This window comes from Chryseobacterium tongliaonense, assembly GCF_041224435.1.
GTDB lineage: Bacteria > Bacteroidota > Bacteroidia > Flavobacteriales > Weeksellaceae > Chryseobacterium > Chryseobacterium tongliaoense.
Window position 1 is genome coordinate 25,872 of the sequence record NZ_JBGFFD010000005.1, and the last position, 20,976, is coordinate 46,847.

The 20,976-nt window shown below is 36.2% G+C and carries 18 protein-coding genes; 6 read left to right on the forward strand and 12 right to left on the reverse strand.

Features of this window, described 5'->3' with window-relative positions; translation table 11 throughout:
• Window positions 1-26: 26 nt before the first annotated feature.
• From AB8P06_RS11915 to AB8P06_RS11930, 4 genes are read left to right on the forward strand one after another with little or no spacing between them, the layout of a single operon-like run.
• Window positions 27-437: a hypothetical protein gene (locus AB8P06_RS11915; RefSeq protein ID WP_369842006.1), complete on the forward strand. Its 411-nt coding sequence runs from the start codon at window positions 27-29 to the stop codon at window positions 435-437.
• A gap of 18 nt (window positions 438-455) precedes the next feature.
• Window positions 456-1,346, forward strand: a complete 891-nt coding sequence (locus tag AB8P06_RS11920) for a 3-hydroxyacyl-CoA dehydrogenase family protein (RefSeq protein WP_369842415.1) — start codon at window positions 456-458, stop codon at window positions 1,344-1,346.
• Between the two features lie 54 nt (window positions 1,347-1,400).
• Window positions 1,401-2,714 (forward strand): hypothetical protein, encoded by a 1,314-nt coding sequence (locus AB8P06_RS11925; protein WP_369842009.1) that lies wholly within the window; start codon window positions 1,401-1,403, stop codon window positions 2,712-2,714.
• A 36-nt stretch (window positions 2,715-2,750) separates the two neighbouring features.
• Entirely contained in the window at window positions 2,751-2,990 is a 240-nt protein-coding gene (locus AB8P06_RS11930) for a DUF8828 family protein (protein WP_007845674.1), read from the forward strand.
• 52 nt (window positions 2,991-3,042) lie between these two features.
• Here AB8P06_RS11930 and AB8P06_RS11935 read toward each other — a convergent pair whose 3' ends face one another.
• The 4 genes from AB8P06_RS11935 to dnaN all read right to left on the reverse strand — a co-directional run bounded on the left by AB8P06_RS11935 (window position 3,043) and on the right by dnaN (window position 8,806).
• On the reverse strand, window positions 3,043-3,453 hold the full coding sequence (locus AB8P06_RS11935; RefSeq protein WP_369842013.1) for an META domain-containing protein: 411 nt from the start codon (window positions 3,451-3,453) through the stop codon (window positions 3,043-3,045).
• Between the two features lie 717 nt (window positions 3,454-4,170).
• Complete coding sequence (pheT, locus tag AB8P06_RS11940; protein ID WP_369842015.1) at window positions 4,171-6,573, reverse strand: phenylalanine--tRNA ligase subunit beta; 2,403 nt, start codon at window positions 6,571-6,573, stop codon at window positions 4,171-4,173.
• 196 nt (window positions 6,574-6,769) lie between these two features.
• Window positions 6,770-7,603 carry a M23 family metallopeptidase gene (locus AB8P06_RS11945; RefSeq protein WP_369842017.1) on the reverse strand — a complete coding sequence of 278 codons (834 nt, stop codon included), beginning with the start codon at window positions 7,601-7,603 and terminating at the stop codon, window positions 6,770-6,772.
• A gap of 72 nt (window positions 7,604-7,675) precedes the next feature.
• Window positions 7,676-8,806 (reverse strand): DNA polymerase III subunit beta, encoded by a 1,131-nt coding sequence (dnaN, locus tag AB8P06_RS11950; RefSeq protein WP_369842020.1) that lies wholly within the window; start codon window positions 8,804-8,806, stop codon window positions 7,676-7,678.
• A gap of 197 nt (window positions 8,807-9,003) precedes the next feature.
• Between dnaN and AB8P06_RS11955 the strand changes: the two genes are divergently transcribed.
• Window positions 9,004-9,366, forward strand: coding sequence for a diacylglycerol kinase family protein (locus AB8P06_RS11955; RefSeq protein ID WP_369842022.1), 363 nt, complete (start codon window positions 9,004-9,006; stop codon window positions 9,364-9,366).
• A gap of 319 nt (window positions 9,367-9,685) precedes the next feature.
• On the opposite strand, the gene AB8P06_RS11960 is transcribed toward AB8P06_RS11955, so the two are convergent.
• The 6 genes from AB8P06_RS11960 to purB form a co-directional block, all read right to left on the reverse strand.
• On the reverse strand, window positions 9,686-10,312 hold the full coding sequence (locus AB8P06_RS11960) for an SGNH/GDSL hydrolase family protein (RefSeq protein ID WP_369842024.1): 627 nt from the start codon (window positions 10,310-10,312) through the stop codon (window positions 9,686-9,688).
• A 155-nt stretch (window positions 10,313-10,467) separates the two neighbouring features.
• Window positions 10,468-10,884, reverse strand: a complete 417-nt coding sequence (locus AB8P06_RS11965) for a barstar family protein (RefSeq protein WP_369842027.1) — start codon at window positions 10,882-10,884, stop codon at window positions 10,468-10,470.
• Window positions 10,862-14,557, reverse strand: coding sequence for a phosphoribosylformylglycinamidine synthase (locus AB8P06_RS11970; protein ID WP_369842030.1), 3,696 nt, complete (start codon window positions 14,555-14,557; stop codon window positions 10,862-10,864). The genes AB8P06_RS11965 and AB8P06_RS11970 overlap by 23 nt, the downstream gene beginning before the upstream one ends.
• A gap of 29 nt (window positions 14,558-14,586) precedes the next feature.
• A complete protein-coding gene (locus AB8P06_RS11975; RefSeq protein WP_369842033.1) occupies window positions 14,587-15,549 on the reverse strand; it encodes a WG repeat-containing protein in 963 nt (320 codons plus the stop codon).
• Window positions 15,550-15,564: 15 nt separating this feature from the next.
• Complete coding sequence (locus tag AB8P06_RS11980) at window positions 15,565-16,095, reverse strand: hypothetical protein (RefSeq protein ID WP_369842035.1); 531 nt, start codon at window positions 16,093-16,095, stop codon at window positions 15,565-15,567.
• Between the two features lie 42 nt (window positions 16,096-16,137).
• Window positions 16,138-17,565: an adenylosuccinate lyase gene (purB, locus tag AB8P06_RS11985; RefSeq protein WP_369842037.1), complete on the reverse strand. Its 1,428-nt coding sequence runs from the start codon at window positions 17,563-17,565 to the stop codon at window positions 16,138-16,140.
• 362 nt (window positions 17,566-17,927) lie between these two features.
• Between purB and AB8P06_RS11990 the strand changes: the two genes are divergently transcribed.
• The gene (locus AB8P06_RS11990; RefSeq protein ID WP_369842039.1) at window positions 17,928-18,077 is read left to right on the forward strand and encodes a bacteriocin-like protein; all 150 of its coding nucleotides are present in this window, start codon (window positions 17,928-17,930) and stop codon (window positions 18,075-18,077) included.
• A 34-nt stretch (window positions 18,078-18,111) separates the two neighbouring features.
• Here the strand turns inward: AB8P06_RS11990 and AB8P06_RS11995 are convergent, their stop codons facing one another.
• Both AB8P06_RS11995 and bglX read right to left on the reverse strand, forming a co-directional pair.
• Window positions 18,112-18,522 carry a hypothetical protein gene (locus tag AB8P06_RS11995; protein ID WP_369842042.1) on the reverse strand — a complete coding sequence of 137 codons (411 nt, stop codon included), beginning with the start codon at window positions 18,520-18,522 and terminating at the stop codon, window positions 18,112-18,114.
• 113 nt (window positions 18,523-18,635) lie between these two features.
• Window positions 18,636-20,963 (reverse strand): beta-glucosidase BglX, encoded by a 2,328-nt coding sequence (bglX, locus tag AB8P06_RS12000; protein WP_369842045.1) that lies wholly within the window; start codon window positions 20,961-20,963, stop codon window positions 18,636-18,638.
• Between the last annotated feature and the right edge of the window lie 13 nt (window positions 20,964-20,976).

The window sequence follows — 20,976 nt, forward strand, 5'->3', positions numbered from 1 at the left end:
AGCTTACTTTTAAAGCCAAAATCAAGATGAAAAAAGCAGTCGTAATATTCAGTATTTTCTGTTCCACATTCTTTTTCTCACAGAAGAATCAAAGCTACCTGCAAATCGGTTATGCCAGCATCTGCTGTGGAACTCCGTCTGCAGATCCTGTACTGAATTATGTGAAGAAATTCCAGAAAAAAAATAAAATCAGGGCTTTTGAAATTTATGAACAAAGAGGATTGGGCCGGGAAGGTGAATTCAATCTGTACATCGGCATTGATAAGCTTTCAAAAGTTCAGAAAAGCAATTTTATCAAAGGGCTTCAGGCTGCGATAAGGTCACAAAACGGACAAAGAAACCAGAGCAGGGACGGAATCGTTAATTTTGAAGAAGCAACCATCATCACAAAAGAAGATTTATCGAAAGCAAGAAATTTAACTCTCTATAAAAAATAATTAATTAAAGGAAAAATGATCAAAAACATTGTAGTTATTGGAGCCGGAACCATGGGAAACGGTATTGCACATACATTTGCACAAAGCGGTTTTAATGTGAATCTGGTAGACGTATCCCAGGATGCGCTAGACAAAGGAATTAAAACCATCACCAGTAACCTTGACAGAATAATTGCAAAGGGTAACCTTACGGAAGAGCAAAAAGCAGAAACTTTAGGAAATATTACGACTTTCACTGAGCTTAAAAATGCTGTAGGATCAGCTGATTTAATTGTGGAAGCTGCCACAGAAAACCAGGATTTAAAATTAAAAATCTTCGGACAGATGGATGAATTCGCTCCTGAAAACTGTATTCTGGCCACCAATACTTCTTCTATTTCAATTACTAAGATCGCTTCTGCAACCAAAAGACCGGAAAAAGTAATTGGAATGCACTTTATGAATCCGGTTCCGATCATGAAACTGGTAGAGATCATTAAAGGATACTCCACTTCTAAAGAGACTTTTGATCAGATTTATGAAATGAGCAAAACATTAGGAAAAGTTCCTGTAGAAGTGAATGACTATCCGGGTTTTGTGGCTAACAGAATTCTAATGCCGATGATCAACGAATCTATTGAAACACTTTACAACGGTGTTGCGGGTGTTGAAGAGATTGATACGGTAATGAAATTAGGAATGGCTCATCCAATGGGACCGCTTCAGCTGGCAGATTTCATCGGACTTGATGTTTGCTTAGCTATCTTAAACGTTATGTATGACGGTTTCAAAAATCCTAAATACGCACCAAACCCATTATTGGTCAATATGGTAATGGCCGGAAAACTGGGTGTAAAATCAGGTGAAGGCTTCTATGATTATTCTGAAAGCAAAAAAGCGGAGAAAGTTTCGAAAATGTTCTTGAAATAGTTATGAGTTGTGAGTTGTGAATTATGAGTTATGAGTTATAAAACCGCAACCTTAATGAAAAAAGAAAAAAATATCCAGATTATATTGGTCATCATTACCTTAGTGATGACCATTTTACGTTTTTTACTGAATGAAAAAGGCAGGATAAGCCCCGATTCCATACGGTATATGAGGTTTGCCCACGTTTTTCCCACGATTGACAATACTACAACGCCTTTAGGATATCCTTTAAGCATAAAATTCTTTACGCTTTTCGGGTTTGATGAGTTCTGGAGCAGTAAGGTGATCGGGATTCTGGCTTTTCTTTTCATTGTTTTTTTCGCCTGGAAAAAGAAGTTCTATCTGAGAGAATCTATCATTGTAAGTGCTTTGTTCAGCTTTGTTTCTATTTATGCATTTACAATGAGTGAAGCGCTCACTCTTCCTTTTGTGTTTCTTTTTTTATACATCACGAACCAGATTATTAATGGAAATTTAGAAAAAAGAAAAGCTATATTTTATTTATCCCTGTCTTTAATTGCCCTGTATAACATCAGATACAGCGCTTTATTTTTTATTGGCGGAACAGGACTTTACGGACTTATTTTCCTGAAAAGAAAGTATTCTGCAGTATTGATCATTTCTTCTGTTATCTGTGGTCTGTTTATCATTTTGTATAAGTTTTTATTTATTGATTATTTTAATGAAAACTATGTCAATCAGTTTCTGGAAATGGGATTGCATCCTACTTCACAATTACTGACAGAGCTGTTTCAGGGGTTAACGACTGCCTTTAATCCGTTTATTCATATGGCTAATCCGGGTGGAGGAATTATCAATTATGGGATTTACGGGATCGGTCTCCTGAACATTTTTTTCATTATTTTTCTTTTCATTAGAAACAAGCTTTCAAGCCCGGAATCTTTCTTTGTATTTACAGGAGTTTTCGGGATTATCTGCTCTTATTTTATACAATATTTCTATTCGGTAAATCCGATTGATTACCGGTTGATTGCTCCGTTCAGCTTTCCGATATGGCTGGTTTATTTCAGAAAATTATATGAAATGCTGGATATTAAAGTATATGCTATAGGTATTTTAAGCCTTGCATCGGGATTTATTTTCACCTGGCTTTCAAAAGGAGATTATCTTGAAAACAGAAAAGAGATCAGGCAGTTTTTACAGTCTGAGCATTTAAATGACGTTCCATTGAAATTCTATCTGGAAAAAGCGGAAGATCTGGAAAAAATACAAATCGCAGAATTAATAAGTACTGTAAATGCTGATATAACCATTACTTTTAAACCTAAAGATACCTTGCAAAGAACCACGCTCACCAGATATAAAGTTTTACAAAAAATTAAAATCGACAAGAACAAATATCAATAATTTTATTATCTTTGAGAAAGTTAAAACATTAAAAAAATGAAATTACCAAAGTTTTTATTAGCAGATAATTCGGAATTTCCAGAAGATTTATTCGTAGTTCATACAGAATATCCAAGATTTATCTTAAATGTAGAGGAAGAAGAAGTGGAGTGGTTAGATGATTTGGAAGGCGATGACGAAGAAACAATGGCAGATGAAGCTACCAAGGTTGTTGAAGCTGCTTTCAAATGGTGTGATGAAGAGTTAGCTAAATACGACGAAGAGGAAGAAGAATAAAACCAACGTTAACACGATAAAAAAAGGAACTCAGATTTGAGTTCCTTTTATTTTATTCAGATTTATTGAATTTCAATAGTAAAAGATTGTCTTTGTACAATTCTAAAGTTGTTCCGGAGATTACATATTTATTGGCTTTCCCCATCATATCCATAAAATTTTGTTCTACACTGATGTTGTCACACATCATTTTTGTAGACCCCATTTGTCCGGCAGAAAAATCACCTGTAGAAGGATCTATCTTGGCAGTTCCGAAATAATTATTACATCCTGCATTTCCATTGATTTTATCCCCTTCAATATGTAAGGTCGGCACTTTTCCTTTTACATTATCAGCCAAGGTCCATTTTGTATTCGCCAATGAAGGCTGTGACTTTCCTACTTTTGAAGCGGAAGCACTCGACATTGTTCCACACGACGCCAAAACCGCTGCTGCACATATACTTAAAAAAAGATTTTTCATTTTTTTCTTTTTTGATTTGATCAAATTTACGGAAATTATATTATTTAAACGGTTTGGGATGCATTTTTATTATCTGACGGGATTTTTTTTACGGAAGCAGGAATGGGTTTTAACCTGTTTCTATTAAATAAATTTTTCTCATGTAAATTATGCAGATTGTACAGATTTTCTCTGATAATTGAATCATAAAAACTTTCAATTTTCTTAATGGTTAAAATTAAGTTTTGGCTAAAGCCAATCAGCGTATCTTTTAAATTAAACGGGCTGAAGCCCGTTTCTATTGAATTGATATCTATTTTATCAAGCAGATTGTGCAGATTTTCTCTGATAATTGAATCATAAAAACCTCCTTAAAATATCGCAAGATATTTCTTAACTCAAATTAAAACCTTCAATTTTCTTAATGGTTAATTAAGTTTTGGCTAAAGCCAATCAGCGTATCTTTTAAATTAAACGGGCTAAAGCCCGTTTCTATTGAATTGATATCTATTTTATCAAGCAGATTGTGCAGATTTTCTCTGACAATTGAATCATAAAAACCTCCTTAAAATATCGCAAGATATTTCTTAACCTAGCTTAAAACCTTCAATTTTCTTAATGGTTAAATTAAGTTTTGACTAAAGTACTTTCCTATTGATCCGTTCACAATATTCTTAAACATAAAAAAAACGGGCTAAAGCCCGTTTCCATTAATATGATGATATAATCTTTATTATTTTAAGATCTCAACTCTGCATTAAATTCTTTCTGAAAAGACTTCACCAGAGAATCCATTACTTCTGCAATTTCTTTTTCTTCCAGTGTTTTCTCTTCATTAAGTAGCTCAAAACTCATTGCATAAGACTTCTTTCCTTCCGGAAGATTTTTCCCTTCATATACATCGAACAAATTGATGCTTTTAATGAATGGAGACTTATTCTTTTTAGCAGTCTGATACAGATCCTGATAGTTAATATTTTTGTCAATCAGCAATGCTAAATCTCTTCTGATCTTATTGAATTTAGGAATATCCTTAAACTTCAATTCATTTCCGGAACGTAATTCCTGAGCATATTCCAGTTCTATTTCTGCATAGAAACAATCCTGTTCAATATCGAAGTCTTTTAATAAAGCCGGAGCTACTTTTCCGATTCTTACCAGCGTTTTTCCATTCACTTCATAAGCCAGGGCATCAGAAAATCTTTCATCAGATAAGGCAACCTCTTTGTAATCTAAAGCCAGTCTTTCCAATAAAACCTTCACATATGCTTTCAGATTATAGAAATCAGTAGCGGATTTTGGCTGTAACCAGTTCTCAGCAACATTTCTTCCTGAAACTAAAATAGCCAATTGCTTTCTTTCTTCGTATTGGGCTCTTTTATGATAAATTTTACCAAATTCAAAGAATTTAATATCCTGATTCTTTCTGTTGATATTGTAGATTGCATTTTGAAGAAGTCCCTCTAATAAAGACTTTCTCATGAATGCTAAATCATTGCTCAACGGATTCAGTAGTTTTACAGCGTCTGTTTCGTCTTTCACAGAAGTCAGTGAATTATTCATCACTTCATTGAAACTTAAGCTCTGTAAAGTTCTTGCCCAGTTGTTTTCCAGTTCATCCTGATCATTTGCACTAAGCTTCACCGGTGTAAAAGAAATCTTTTGTGGGGCATCAATCTTATTGTAACCGTAGATTCTTAAAATTTCTTCGATAACGTCGATTTCTCTTGTAACATCCGCTCTGTAAGCAGGAACAGAAATTTCCAGTCCGTTTTGAATTTCATTAAGAACTTTTATCTCAAGAGCTTTTAAAATTTCTTTTACTTTCTCCCTGTGAATTTTGGTTCCAAGAATCTGTTCAATTTTAGAAAATCTTATAATGACATAGCTGTCTTCAATTTTCACCGGATATTCTTCCAGCAGGTCTCCTGCCAGCTTTCCTTCTGCCAGTTCCTGAATCATTTTGATGGCATGGGTAATTGCCGTTCTTGTAATATTCGGGTCTACTCCTCTTTCAAATCTGAAAGATGCATCAGTATTCAGACCATGGAATTTAGCCCCTTTTCTTACCGCTACCGGATTGAAATAAGCACTTTCCAGGAAAATGGTTTTCGTTTCATCTGAAACTCCTGAATGGGCTCCTCCGAAAACTCCGGCAATACACATCGGATTATCTTTTCCGTCTTTGATCATGATTTCAGAACCGTTTAAAGTTCTTTCAACACCATCCAGTGTGGTAAATTTAGTTCCTTCTTTTACGGTTCCCACTTTTACTTTTTTATCTGCAATTTTATCTGCATCAAAAGCATGAAGCGGTTGTCCGAAACCATGAAGAATATAATTCGTAATGTCTACAATATTGTTGATCGGACTTAATCCGATAGCTTTCAGTCTGTTTTTTAACCAAACCGGAGATTCAGCTACTTTTACATCTTCAATGACAGCGCCGATATATCTTGGGCATAATTCAGCGTCTTCCACCTCTAAAGTGAAATCGTGAGCTCCTTCACCGTTCAGGGCTTCAGAAGCTACTTTTTCAAATTCAGATTTCTGTTTGTTGGTTGAAAGAAAAGCATATAAATCTCTTGTAACGCCGTAATGAGACATTGCATCAGTTCTGTTCGGTGTCAAACCGATCTCAAAAACGTCATCATTGGTTAATTCAAAATAATCTGCAAAATTCTTTCCGACTTCATATTGGGTTTCATCCAAAACCATAATTCCACCGTGATCTTCGCTCAGCCCTAATTCGTCTTCAGCGCAGATCATTCCCTGTGAAACCTCACCTCTTATTTTTGCTTCCTTGATCTCAAAAAAGTTTCCGGTTTTGTCATAGATTTTTGTTCCAACAACTGCAACAGGAACGGTTTGCCCTGCCTCTACATTCGGAGCACCACAAACGATGTTCAACACCTTTCCGTTTCCTACCTCTACTGTTGTTTTCTTCAGTTTATCAGCATTCGGATGTTTTTCGCAGGTTAAAACCTTACCTACTACAATACCTTCCAAACTTCCCTTTACACTTTCAAATTTATCTATCCCTTCTACCTCAAGACCTATATCTGTAAGGAATTCCCCGATTCTTTCAGGCTTCAATTCCGTTTTTATATAATCTTTCAGCCAGTTATTTGATATCTTCATCCGTTTATTTTGAAAATTTTATTTGAATTTTGTGCTATTTTTACTGCACATTTTTTCCCGTACAAATGTCGTGTTTTTTTGAGAAACAGCGAAATTTTGAAGGTTAATAGTTTATTGTTTTTGTATGTTTCTCCCGTTTTTTATCATCCCGATTCCAGATAAAAAATCAGTCAGATACCGGAAAAACATTTTTAAATCAATAGTTTTTTGAATACGTTTTTTTCTCTGAAACGAATTCTGTTTTACTGCCGTCACCCGTTCTGAAAAGGGTCTTAAGAGTGGTTCTTAATTTATCGCCGGTCGAACTGGAAAGATAAGTCACGAAATGTAAATGGGGGCCGTTACTCCAGCCTGTATTCCCGCTTAATCCTATTGTATCGCCTTTCTTCACCTGATCTCCGATATTCACCAGTACTCCGTCTTGTTTCAGGTGATAATACTGGGCAAAAGTTCCGTCCGAATGTAAAATGGTAATATAATTCGCCTGATTGGCACAGTTTATCGTGGCGCAACCTGAATTATTATGCTTAACCAGATCAACAACCAGTCCTTCTCTTGCCGCCAGAATTTCAGTGCCTTCGGGCATGGAAAAATCTATAGAATTTTCATTCTGATGGGAAAATTTTCCGTCATATCCCTGATATACATTAAATGACTTTCCTTTTGGAAAAGGAAGATCATATACATATCCGGAATCATAGGTCTTTAAAGTGATGTCTCCAATATAGATCAGATAGCCCGGCATTTTTTTCACTGCCCATCTCTTTGTTTTATCATTAACCACAAAATCAGCGACCTTGTTTTTCAATGATTTTGGGGGCAAAACCTGAGTCAATTTAAAAGCTTCAGGCTTATTCATATTTTCTAACTCAGGCTGAGCAGAAAACACGAAAGATACAGGAAAAATCTCCTGATTGTCGGCATAATACGTAATTACATCTCCTTTTCTTTCAAAATATATTCTGGTGTTTTTTTGAGAAAACAAAATGATAAACTGAAATATGAATGATACAATAAATATTTTTTTCATATTGATTCAAAAATTAATGCATTAAAAAAGAGACTGAAAAAATCAATCTCTTTTTTATTATTTGGTTTAATATTATAATCCGATTACCGGCATGGATAACATTAAGATATTTTCATTTTCTTCAAGGCCGTCAAGCGGTTCAATGATTCCGGGTCTGTTGGGTTGTGACATTTTCATGGTGATATCGTCTGAACCAAGAATCGTCAACATTTCAGTTAAAAACTTAGAACTGAATCCGATATTGATATCTTCTCCATTATAGTCGCAAGGAATCTGCATATCTGCTTTGTTTGCATATTCCGTATCTTCTGCATGAAGGTGAAGGATATTGGCAGACAGCTTGAATCTTACCTGATTGGTAGATTTGTTAGACATGATCGATGCTCTTTTGATAGCTCCCAATAAAAGATTTCTATTGATTGTCAGTACATTTGGATTCTCTTTTGGAATTACCGCTGTATAGTTAGGGTACTTTCCGTCAATCAGTCTACAGATCCAGATATGCTTATCAAAAGTAAATTTAGCCATGTTCTCATTGAAATCGATGCTTACATCGTCGTTAGAGCTTGCTAAAATATTTTTGAAAATATTCAGAGGTTTTTTAGGCATGATGAATTCCATTGGTTCGGCATTCATCAGGTCTGTTCTTTTATAAACAACCAGTCTGTGGGAATCTGTAGAAACGAAGTTGGTTTCATTTTCTCCAAACTGGAAAAGAACTCCTGTCATTACCGGACGAAGAGAATCATTACTTGTTGCAAAAAGAGTATTGGTCAATGCTTCAGATAAAACTCCCGCCGGCATTGTCACACTCTGGGAAGCATCAAATTCCGGTAATTCCGGGTAATCGTCTGCATTATCCAGTGCCACAGCGAAATTATCTTTTTCATCTAAAATCTCAAGCTGGCTTCCCGTACCTTCAGCATTATCTTTCACAGACAACGTTAAAGGCTGTTCGCCATAAGTCTTGATAAAATCCTGAAAAATCTTAGCAGGAACAGCAAATTTACCCGAATCATCAGACTTCACTTCCAGAGAAGTTACAAGAGTTGTTTCGCCATCAGATGCTGTAATGGTAACATTATTTTCGTTTAACTCAAAAAGATAGTTTTCTAAAATAGGTCTCGACTGAGAACTTGATATTACGCCACTTACAGTTTGCAAAGCCTTCTGCAGTTCACCACTTGAAATAATAAATTTCATAGATTTAAAAATAAATTTTTACAAATATAATAAATAGAAAATAGATTAAAAAATATAATCCTGAGAGTTATTAACAACCATCAAAAGATTTTCAAAACCACTTCCAGCTCCGTTTTTGATGACCTGATCATCATTACGGATTAAAGATAGGGATTTTCTTTAAGCAATTAATTATATTTGTACATAATCTTTTTCTCATGCGAAAACCACCCATTCATCAAAGTTTTTTCAATGCTTTCCGAGGTGTTTTTTTAATGATGAAAACGGAAAGGAATTTCCGGATAGAAGTTGCTGCTTTTCTGGTCAATCTTTTTTTAATTTTTTATTTTAAGCTTTCCGGGACTGATGCTGCACTTATTCTTACTGTTTGTTTCGGGGTTTTAAGTGCTGAAATTTTCAATACGGCTATTGAAAAGGCCTGCGATATGATACAGCCTGACTTTGATAAAAGAATCGGCTTTATTAAAGATGTTTCAGCGGGAGCTACCTTGCTGATGACCGTCGCTTCGATTGTGGTGGGAATTATCGTTTATTGGAAATATATTTTTGAATGCATTTAACTTTAAACTTAAGATTGCTACAGAATGAACTGTGTATAAGTTTTTATATTTTTTAACCACTGATTTCACGGATTTGCACGGATGTTTGTGTTTGATTGTGAAAATATTTTGATTATTTTCTTGAGAATAGGGTTGGCTAAATTATAATATGTAAAAATGAGCAAACGAGCTAAAGCCCGTTTCTATTGATATAAATTATAAATATTATCTGTGTTATTCGTGAAAATATTTGTGCTAATTGTGTTTAAAAAATCTCCTCATTCAGCAGCCTTCTGAACTTCTTCTTTCTACAGAGTCCCGTACCAAAATAAATGAGGCATTATAAATATTTTTCAATGATTGGCATTGCAATTTCAGCCATCATTCCGTATCCTTTTTCATTGGGATGCACACCATCATCTGAAAGCAGGATTTCCTTATCTTCTGAAAATGCCGAATAAAAATCAATATACTTCAATGAATTTTCAGCTGAAATGTTTTGTAAAATCTGATTGTAGCGTAAAACATCTTCACTTATTCTCAACTTCCCGGAAGCTGTCACTACTCCATTAATTTTTTCAGAAAAAGGAAGAATACTGACCAGATAAATATCATCTGCATATTGTTTTGCCGTCTGAACTGCAGATTGGATATTGTTTTTAAACTGTTCAGGATTCACCATCTGAATTCCATCTTTTATGGCCAGATCATTGGCTCCGTATCCTATGAAAACGATATTTCCTTCTGCTGAATTTCTGGCACTTAGTTCATGTGGAATTCTTTTCACGAGACCATTGGTGGTTTCTCCTCCGATCCCAAGATTGAAAAGGATCAGCTCATCGCTTCCTTCATGAAATTTTTGCAATGCATATCTTTTCAGAATGTCTACCCAACCGCCAAAAACACCGTCATATTCTCCGTAAGTGATACTGTCGCCGAAGAATAAACCATATCTTATTTTCTTCATTTTTAAACTATTTACTGATATATTTTGAAACATTAAGAGCTATTAAGTAATTAAGAAAGATTAAGATCATAGCTAAAGCTATTTAAGTATAGACTTATTTATCCCAGTCAGCTTAATTTAACTTAAAATCTTCATTCTCCTTAATGGTTCCAATTTCAATCTAAAATCAATGTTATATTTTTATGATCTTCTATAATTTCTATTAAAATATCAAATAACGTCTGCCCTTTTCCTGAAATTAAATCATCCAGTTTTTGTTGGATCAGTTCTGTATTAAAAGGCTTCCCCTGTCTGATTTTTCTTTCATAAAATTCACGGGTAGCATTGAGCCCTAAATCATTTTTTGATTTTTGAGATTCTTTCCAGATTATTTCAACTTCTTCCCCGTTTTCAAAAGTACCAAAACCACCGTATAAAATATCATTGAAACCATCTAAGGTTCCGATCTTCCAGTCTGCATCCTGCGTAAGAACATTGGAGACTTCTTCATAGAATTCCGGCAGATCAGAAAAATGACCGCCATTAATGACGATCATTTTCTTTTTATTTTTATTTGAAGTATTCGACTCCATTTTTAAAGATGTTATGATAATTCGCAGTTGGAATATTTTTCATAAGACCTTCAGCAAAACGTTCCGGATGTCCCATTCTACCGTAAATTTTTCCGCATGGGCTGGTAATTCCTTCAATTCCGAATAACGAATTATTAGGATTGAAAGGCATTCCGTGAGCGATATTTCCGTCGAAATCGATGTATTGGGTTGCTATCTGCCCGTTTTCATACAGTTTCTGAATTTCTGCTTCTGAAGCCATGAAACGGCCTTCACCGTGAGAAATCGGAATGGTAAATACCTGATCTTTCATTCCTTTCAACCATGGGCTTTCGTCATTCACCACTTTCACATTCACCATCTGGGAAATATGTCTTCTGATGGCATTGTGAGCCAACGTAGGAGAGTTTTCGTCTAAATCTTTGATTCTTCCGTAAGGCAGCAATCCTGATTTCACCAATGCCTGGAAACCGTTACAGATCCCGATGATCATCCCGTCTCTGTCTAACAACTCGTGAACTGCGTTTTTCATTTTTTCGTTTTTCAAAACGTTTACAATGAATTTTGCAGAACCGTCCGGCTCATCCCCGGCGGAAAATCCTCCTGAGAAAGCCAGAATCTGAGACTGTCTGATTTCTTCCACCCAGGCATCAATACTTTCTTCAAGCAGTTGGTGGCTTATATTTTTAAGAGGCAGGCTGCTTACTACAGCTCCTTCTTTCTGGAATGCATTTAGTGTTTCGTATTCACAGTTTGTTCCCGGAAAAACCGGTGCAAATACTTTAGGCTGTGCAATTCCGTGTTTTTTAATGATCATATTTCTCGGATGGACAGAGTTTGACTTCTCATCCAGCTCAATCGTCAGTTTTTCTTTTTCAACGGTTGGGAAAAGGTTTTCAAATGTCCCTGTATAAGCGGACACAAGATCCAGGATATTGGATTCAAGGCCGTTTATTTTCAGAGTACCTGAATCTTTAACTTCTCCGATCAGCTGAAGGGATACTGAGCTTAATTCTTCTGTAGATTCAATAATTAAGCTTCCGATATTTTTCGTCAATAAAGCTTTTTCATCAACATTAATTTCAGCTCCCAGTCTGTTTCCGAAGCTCATTTTTGCTAAAGCTACGGCAACACCACCATCTTTAACGGTTTTCACAGAAACAATTTTTCCGGCTTTGATATTATCGAAAATGAAATCGAAAATTCCTTTTAAGCCGTTATAATCAGGAAGTCCGCTTTCCTGTGGAATATGATTGAAAAAATACAGTTTATTTCCTTCTTTTTTAAATTCGGGAGAGATTATATTTTTCTTTTCTCCGTTGGCGCAGGCAAAAGAAATTAATGTCGGCGGTACATTCAGGTCCTGATAGGTTCCACTCATTGAATCTTTTCCTCCGATGGCAGCTAAACCAAGATTAATCTGAGCATCATAAGCTCCCAATAAAGAAGCTAAAGGTTTTCCCCATTTCTCAGGATTCTGGCCCAGTTTTTCAAAGTATTCCTGGAAACTCAGCCTGATATTTTTATAATCTCCGCCCATTGCAACGATCTTAGCCACACTTTCCACTACGGCATAGGCTGATCCCAACAATGAGTTTTGTTTTGAAATTCCGGCATCAAATCCCCAGCTTGCCAGGGAAACCGTTTCAATATTTTTTGCACCTAAGATCGGCAATGTCTGAACACTTCCTTCCATCAAAGTCTGCTGGTAATTACCTCCTAAAGGCATTGCTACTGTGGTTCCGCCAACTGATCCGTCAAACATTTCCAGTAATCCTTTCTGGGAAGCTACATTTTTATCGCTTAAGATTTTCAGGAATTCTTCTTCAGAGAAAGGCTTGTTTTCTGTTTTAACCTCTTCAAGATGGGTAATTTTCACTTCCTGGCTTTTAGCACATCCGTTGGTGTCTAAAAACGCTCTTGAAAGGTCAACGATCTTATCTCCTTTCCAGAACATCTGCATTCTTCCTGAATCTGTAACTTTTGCCACTTCTACCGCAACAATATTCTCATCTTCACAATATTTGATAAATTTTTCTTTGTCTTTCGGATCTACCACCACAGCCATTCTTTCCTGAGATTCGGAAATAGCAAGCTCGGTTCCGTTTAATCCTTCATATTTTAATGGTAAAACATCCAGGTTTACTTCTAAAGAATCGGCAATTTCTCCGATGGCTACAGACACTCCGCCTGCTCCGAAGTCATTTGATTTTTTGATCAGCTTTGTCACTTCCGGATTTCTGAACAGTCTCTGGATTTTACGTTCTTCAACGGCATTTCCTTTCTGAACTTCTGAACTCATGGTATGAATAGAGGTTTCGTCCTGTTCTTTTGAGCTTCCGCTTGCTCCACCAACACCGTCACGACCTGTTGCACCACCTAAAATGATGATAGAATCTCCGGTTGCAGGTTTTTCTCGTCTTACCCAATCTACAGGAACGGCTCCGGTAACGAAACCAACTTCCATTCTCTTTGCTTTATAACCTTCGTCATAGATTTCAGAAACCATAGTTGTTGCCAAACCAATCTGGTTACCGTATGAAGAGTATCCGTTGGCAGCCTGTTTTGTAATGGTTTTCTGAGGTAATTTCCCCGGTAAAGTCTGATCAACCGGTTCTAAAACATCGGCAGCACCGGTCAACCTCATCGCCTGAAACACAAAAGATCTTCCGGATAAAGGGTCTCTGATTGCTCCGCCTAAACATGTTGAAGCTCCACCAAAAGGCTCAATTTCCGTAGGGTGATTGTGCGTTTCATTTTTAAATAATAAATACCACGGTTCTTTTTTACCGTCGTATTCGGCTTCAATCTGGATCGTACATGCATTGATCTCATCTGAAACCACAAGATTCTCCAGATTCCCTGTTTTATGGAAATATCTTCCGCAAACTGTCGCCAGATCCATCAGGGAGATCGGCTTTAATTCACGGCCTAAGAATTTTCTTTTTTCGATATAATCATTGAAAATGGTTTCCAATGTATGTTTAAACTGTCCTTCAAACTGGATATCTGACAATTCTGTTTCGAAAGTGGTGTGACGGCAGTGGTCACTCCAATAGGTATCTAAAACTTTCAGTTCTGTTTCTGTAGGATTTCTCTGCTCTGTTTTAAAGTATTCCTGAATGAATTTCAGGTCATCCAATCCTAATGCAAATCCGTGATTATTAAAGAAATCTTCAAGTTCTGCATCATTAAAATTGATGAAATTTTCGTGAATTAAAACTTTTGACGGGGTTTCATCCGCAGGAATGTTTAACGTTGATAAATCTTTTTCCTGAGATTCTACTTTATTGATTAAAAGGTCTTTGATTTTTACTAAATCGGTTTCAGAAACTCCTTCAAATTCGATCAGCTTTCCACTTCTTACTTTAGACTTTTCATTTTCCGTCAGTAAAGCGATACACTGCTCTGCGGAATCAGCACGCTGGTCGTACTGGCCCGGCAAAAATTCCATGGCAAAATGAACAGATTGTGCAGGGTTTTCAATGTGCAGAATATCAGTAACAGGGTCTACGAAGGTGTTATTTACCACTTTTTCGAATTCACCGTCGTTCAGGTTAAAAATATCGTATACATTATATACTTTTACCTTGTTAACCGATGGAGCAACCGCTTTTACTTCATCAAAAATTTTTGGACTTTCTACATCGAAAATTCCTCTCTTTTCTACGAAAATTCTTTTGTTATTAGACATTAGATGCCAGATATTAAATATTATTAGACTTATTTACTTAATTTATTCGGATTATCCGGATGTTCCTTTTGAAACTGAATGGCATCTTCTTTTTCCTGTTTCAGCCATTTTTCAAAAGGGATTTTTTCATTTTCAAATTCCAGGGCCAGAACATTTCTACCGTCTTCTGAAACTAAAAATTTAAAATCTGATATTCCTGCTTCTACTTTTCTGTAATCATAGGCGTATACCTGATAAAATGGAAAATCATTTTTTGGTCTCTCAACAATTTCAAAGTATAATTTCTTTTGATCTTGAGATAATTTAGTATAATGATTAACATAATAGATCTCGGAAAGTTGTTTATTTTGTTTTTCGAAAAACTGAAGAATATTCTTCTCTTTTTCGTTGTATGTAAATGGATATGGATAATATTTTCCGTTTACTTCTATATTTTTTTCCGATTTCTTTTCTACCGGCTGAACGGTTTCGCCTTTGAAATTCATCACGCCCCATGTACCACCCACCATTGCTTTGTGTTCGTCTTCTGTTTTCTCCCAGTCACAACCGTCACAAAATGCAGCATAACCATAATTAAAAGGAGAAACAAAATCATGTTCAGGTTTTATGATCACGGTTCCGTTTCTGTCTGCAAAGCCCACTTTCCCATTTTTAACAAACCTTCTTACTCCTTCTGCAAAATAATCAGCTCCATTGTCATAAAGGAAAGGTCTGTACAGGAAATTTCCGTTTCTGTCATAGACGTATCCCCATGCATTTTTCTCTTTAGCCTCATTTTCTTTGAAACCGTCAAAGTAAATGGTATTTTCCTGAACCAATTCCCCGTCCTTCAAATATGAAAAAACTTTGAACTGTGCAGGAACGATGATTTTACCATCCTGGTTTTTTACACCAACCAAAGAATCTTTTGATTTAAAATACTTTAAAACCTCCTTTTTTTGTGAAAAGGAAATTATGGGAATCAATAAAATGAATAAAAGTATTTTTTTCATGTAACTTCAATATAATCAGAACTCTTTTCCATTATAGTTGTGATGCAGGCTCAGGAGTTCAAAATGAGGATCTTTTTCATACACCAGATATGAACCGTCATTCAAAATAACAGCTGAGGAACCACATTGCTTTTTATGCTTAAAGATCAACCTTCTGAGAATCTTCTGATCATCAATCATAATGGTGTTATCCCAAAGTTTCAGTTTATTGAGGTTCTTTCCTTCTTCCCTGAAATTATATGCGACAGCAGTTTCAAAAGTTGTATTAGAATTTGAGATATGATCCTGGAAGCCCTGTAAGATATGTTTTATTTGAGCGTCATCTTCTTTATCTAAACGGTTCCAACAGTTTTCACCGTTAAAATCGTATTTGATAAAAATCGTATCCTTAATTTTTAAATTCTTTGAAATTAAATAGTTTTTCAATTCTTTATACTCATCTTTGGAAAGCTGAAAATCTTTCAGATCCGATCCTTTTATCTGAGCAGAACAGGTTCCGAAGAGTGTCATAAAAATAAAGAATATAAAGGAAACAACTATTTTCATACAGCTATTAATTACAAAAAAATGCAGCCGAAGCTGCATGTATTATACTTTAAGATCAGCTTCCAATCCTATCAGGTCTTTGTTTGCGTCCAGAATCGGCTGAACTTCATTGCTGATGAATTCTTCCGTCTGAATCGGTGCAAACCCGATAAAATTCTTGGGATCCAAAACTTCTTTTAATTTTGATTTATCCAGTTTTAAAGAATCGTCGTTTAAGATTCTTTCAATAAGGTCATTTTCTTTTCCTTCTTCTTTTACCTTTTTAGAAGCTTCCATAGAATGAACTCTGATCACTTCGTGGATTTCCTGACGGTCTCCTCCTGCTTTCACTTCTTCCATGATGATGTACTCTGTCGCCATGAAAGGAAGTTCTTCCATTATATGTTTGTTGATTCTGTTCGGATATACAACAATCCCATTCATGATGTTATTCCAGATTAACAGAATTGCATCAACTGCTAAAAACGCCTGAGGAATTGTTAATCTCTTGTTGGCAGAATCATCCAATGTTCTTTCAAACCATTGTGTAGAAGCTACCATTGCAGAACTTGTAGTTAAAGACATTACATATTTTGCCAGTGCACCGATTCTTTCGCTTCTCATCGGGTTACGTTTGTAAGCCATCGCTGATGAGCCAATCTGGTTTTTCTCGAACGGTTCTTCAATTTCTTTAAGATTCTGAAGAAGACGTAAATCGTTTGTAAATTTATGGGCTGATTGAGCGATATTTCCTAATAAGGCCACGACTTTAGCATCGATTTTTCTATCATACGTCTGCCCGGAAACCCCAAAAACTTTTTCGAAACCGAATCTTTTTGAAAGCTCTTTATCTAAATGTTTCACTTTGGAATAATCTCCGTTGAAAAGCTCAAGGAAACTTGCAGCAGTTCCTGTCGTTCCTTTTACTCCTCTGAATCTTAATGTTTCTAAGAAGAAATCAAGCTCTTCGATATCGAGAACGAGACTCTGTAACCAAAGGGTTGCTCTTTTCCCAACCGTCGTTAACTGAGCCGGTTGAAAATGAGTAAATCCTAAAGTCGGTAAGTCTTTATATTGAATTGCAAAATCCGCAAGGTTTTTGATAACGTTTACTAATTTTTTCTTTAAAATTAAGAGCCCGTCACGGATCTGGATTAAGTCTGTATTATCTCCTACAAATGCCGAGGTAGCTCCCAAATGGATGATTCCTTTTGCTGATGGTGCTACATCTCCATAGGTATGAACGTGAGCCATTACATCATGACGGAATTTTTTCTCATACGCTGCTGCTTTGTCATAATCGATGTTTTCAGCATTGGCTTTCAACTCTGCAATCTGCTCGTCTGAAATTTCAAGACCGAGGTCTTTTTCGATTTCTGCAAGAGCGATCCAAAGTTGTCTCCAGGTACGGAATTTGTTATTATGTGAGAAATTAAATAACATTTCTTCACTGGAGTAGCGCTCTTCCAATGGATTTTTGTAGGAATTCATTCTTTCTTATTACTTTTTAGATGTACAAAAATACGATTTTTCGTTGAGAGATAAAAATTGCGGATGCTGTTTTAAATTTTGGCTGAAGCCAGATGAATTCCGTTTATTATTTAAATGGTCAGAAGCCCCTTTCCATTAAATATTTTTGAATTATATTTTCTGTTTAGCATTTTGAAAATTTTAATATTAAATAAAGTATTTTATGAAAAATATTTATTCTTCCAGAACAGGGATTTCCATATAACTGTCACTGTACTATTTTTCCAAACTAAGTGATTTATTTAAATTTATTTTATATATTCGTTGAACAGCGGAACTCGAAAAGCCTAGAGAGTAGAGAAACAAATCAAACTCAATTTACTATGAAAAATCTAAAAAAATTATCAAAGTCAGATCTAAAAATGATTTCAGGAGGTTGGGTACCACAACCAGGGCAAAGCTGTCCCAGCGGAACATGCCAGTATATGGAAAACGGGCCATGCAGAATTTACAATGAAGAAAAATGCATCTAAAAAAGAAAGCCTGATTTTCCAATCAGGCTTTTTATTATTTGTAAATGACCACATTGTCTTTTTTAAGCTGGTAGCCACTTTTTTTATTCTTTTTATAGGGCGTCAAAACATAGCTTTCTTTAATGTAGCTTCCGCTTTTCCAGATTTTGTTTTTTCCTTCTTTTTCAAGGATAATGCTTTTTGCAGCTCCTTCCGGAATGAAAATTTCAGCTTTTTTCATGTCTTTACTAAAAATAACAGCTGTCATTGAAGTATAACTTTTATCAGAACTTACTTCGTTTAATTTGATTTTTTGCTCAAAAACCCTTACACAGTCATTTTTGATTTGTGAATAGGTATAACCTGCCGACCCGATGCATCCGTGAACGTCTCTGTCTCCTCCTACTTTTTGTGCAAAAGAAAAAGAGCCTAAGAAGATCGCGCTGAGTAAAATTGTTTTTTTCATATTTAAATTTTTAATGGTTTTCAATTTGGTAAAAAGTATGCCAAAAATATGGTATTAGTTAATTTAATTCTAAGATACAAAAAAAGCCGCTCATTGTGAGCGGCTTAAAAATATTATTTTGTCCAGTTGATTTTTGAATGTTTCACTTCTTCGGAATTGGTTCCGATCATGATATCAAACTCTCCGGATTCCCAGTCGTATTTTAAATCTCCGTTATAGAATTTCAGGTTTTCAGGAGTAATGTCGAAGGTTACTTTTTTAGATTCTCCTTTTTTAAGCATTACTTTCTGGAATCCTTTCAGCTCTTTAACCGGTCTTGTGATACTTCCCACCATATCCCTGATGTACAGCTGAACAACCTCAGCGCCGTCATAGTTTCCGGAATTGGTTACCGTAACTGAAGCCTGAATGGTTTGATTTCCTTTCGGGTTTGCATTGGAAACCGTCACATCCGAATAACTGAATTTTGTATAGCTCAATCCATACCCAAACGGATATAATGGTGTATTACACTCATCCATATAGTTGGAACGGAATCTCTGATATTCACATTTATCGGTAAGTTCCTGACTTAGCGGTCGGCCCGTATTTTTGGCATTGTAATAAATAGGAACCTGGCCAAGGCTTCTCGGGAATGTCATCGGTAATTTCCCTGAAGGGTTTACTTTTCCAAATAAAACATCAGAAATTGCATTTCCTGCTTCAGAGCCGGCAAACCATACATTCAGGATCGCATCAGGAGTATCTTTTATATTCGTCAAAGCTAAAGGACGGCCTGTAAAAAGTACTACAGCAATTGGTTTTCCTGTTTTCTTCAATTCATTTAAAAGGTCTACCTGAGACTGAGGAATGGTAATTTCAGTTCTTGAGGAGGATTCACCACTCATTTCTGCAGATTCCCCGATAGCTAAAACAATAACGTCAGCTTTGTTGGCAACGTCTACGGCTTCTTTTAATAAAGCTTCTTTAGGACGGTTATCCCTGTCTGTTTTTTTACCGTGAGCTGCATAGATATCTTCTAACTTAGCATCATAATCGATGTTGGCACCTTTGGCAGAAATGAATTTCACCTCTTTTCCGAAGTTAGTCTGAAGGCCCTGCATCAGATTAACTGCCTGATCATGTTTTGCAGCTACACTCCATGTTCCGGCCATGTTTAACGAATTATTCACCAATGGCCCGATTACGGCAACCGTTCCTGATTTTTTCAAAGGAAGGACCTGGTTGTCATTTTTCATCAAAACCATCGATTGAGCGGCAGCGTTTCTGGCAATATTACGGTTTTCCATATTATACACTTCTTTCGCAGCCAGCTTTGCATCTCCATAACGGTAAGGATCATCAAATAATCCTAAATCATATTTTGCTTCCAAAATTCTTTTTGCAGCAACGTCGATATCAGCCTGGGTAATTTTCCCTTCCGATAAAGATTTTTTCAGGGTCGTTAAAAATCCTTCACCAACCATGTCCATATCAACTCCTGCTTTTAAAGCTAAGGCAGAAACCTGCTGAAGGTCTCCCATTCCGTGGTCTACCATTTCATTGATTCCTGTATAATCGGTTACTACAAAGCCTTTGAAGTTCCATTTATTTCTTAAAACTTCGGTTTGAAGCCATTTGTTTCCGGTTGCAGGAACTCCGTCCACTTCATTGAAAGAAGCCATTACGGAAGCTACTCCCGCATCTACGGCTGCTTTGTAAGGTGGAAAATATTCATTGAACATTCTCACATGGCTCATATCAACGGTATTATAATCTCTTCCCGCTTCTCCTGCTCCGTACAGCGCAAAGTGTTTTACACAGGCTAAAATGGTATTTCCTACGGATAAATCTTTACCCTGGTATCCGTACACCATATTTTTAGCAATTTCACTTCCTAAATACGGATCTTCTCCGGAACCTTCGGAAACTCTTCCCCATCTCGGTTCACGGGAAATATCCACCATTGGGGAGAACGTCCAGTTAATACCGTCTGAAGAAGCTTCTTTGGCTGCTACTCTCGCCGACTGCTGTACCAGATTCATATCCCATGAAGCTGCGAGCCCTAATGGAATCGGGAAAGTTGTTTCGTAACCATGGATAACGTCCATTCCAAAAATCAACGGGATTTTAAGACGGCTTTTTTCCACTGCCACCTTTTGAACGGCTCTGATCTTATCAGCACCTTTTATATTGAATAGTCCGCCGACTAAACCTTGTTCGATTTTTTTTCCGATATCAGAACTCTGAGCCAAACCTGTTGTAAAATCACCTGAACTTGGTAAATTCAGCTGTCCGATCTTTTCATCTAAAGTCATTTTCGACAAGAGATTATTTACAAAAGCTTTTTTCTTGGCCTGATATTGAGCCGTCTGGTAAGACTGAACCGGTTTCGATACCATTTCCTGGGCCGAAAACACAGGTGCCAATGCTAAAGTGGCGATTACAATTAACTTTTTCATAAATCTATCTTCT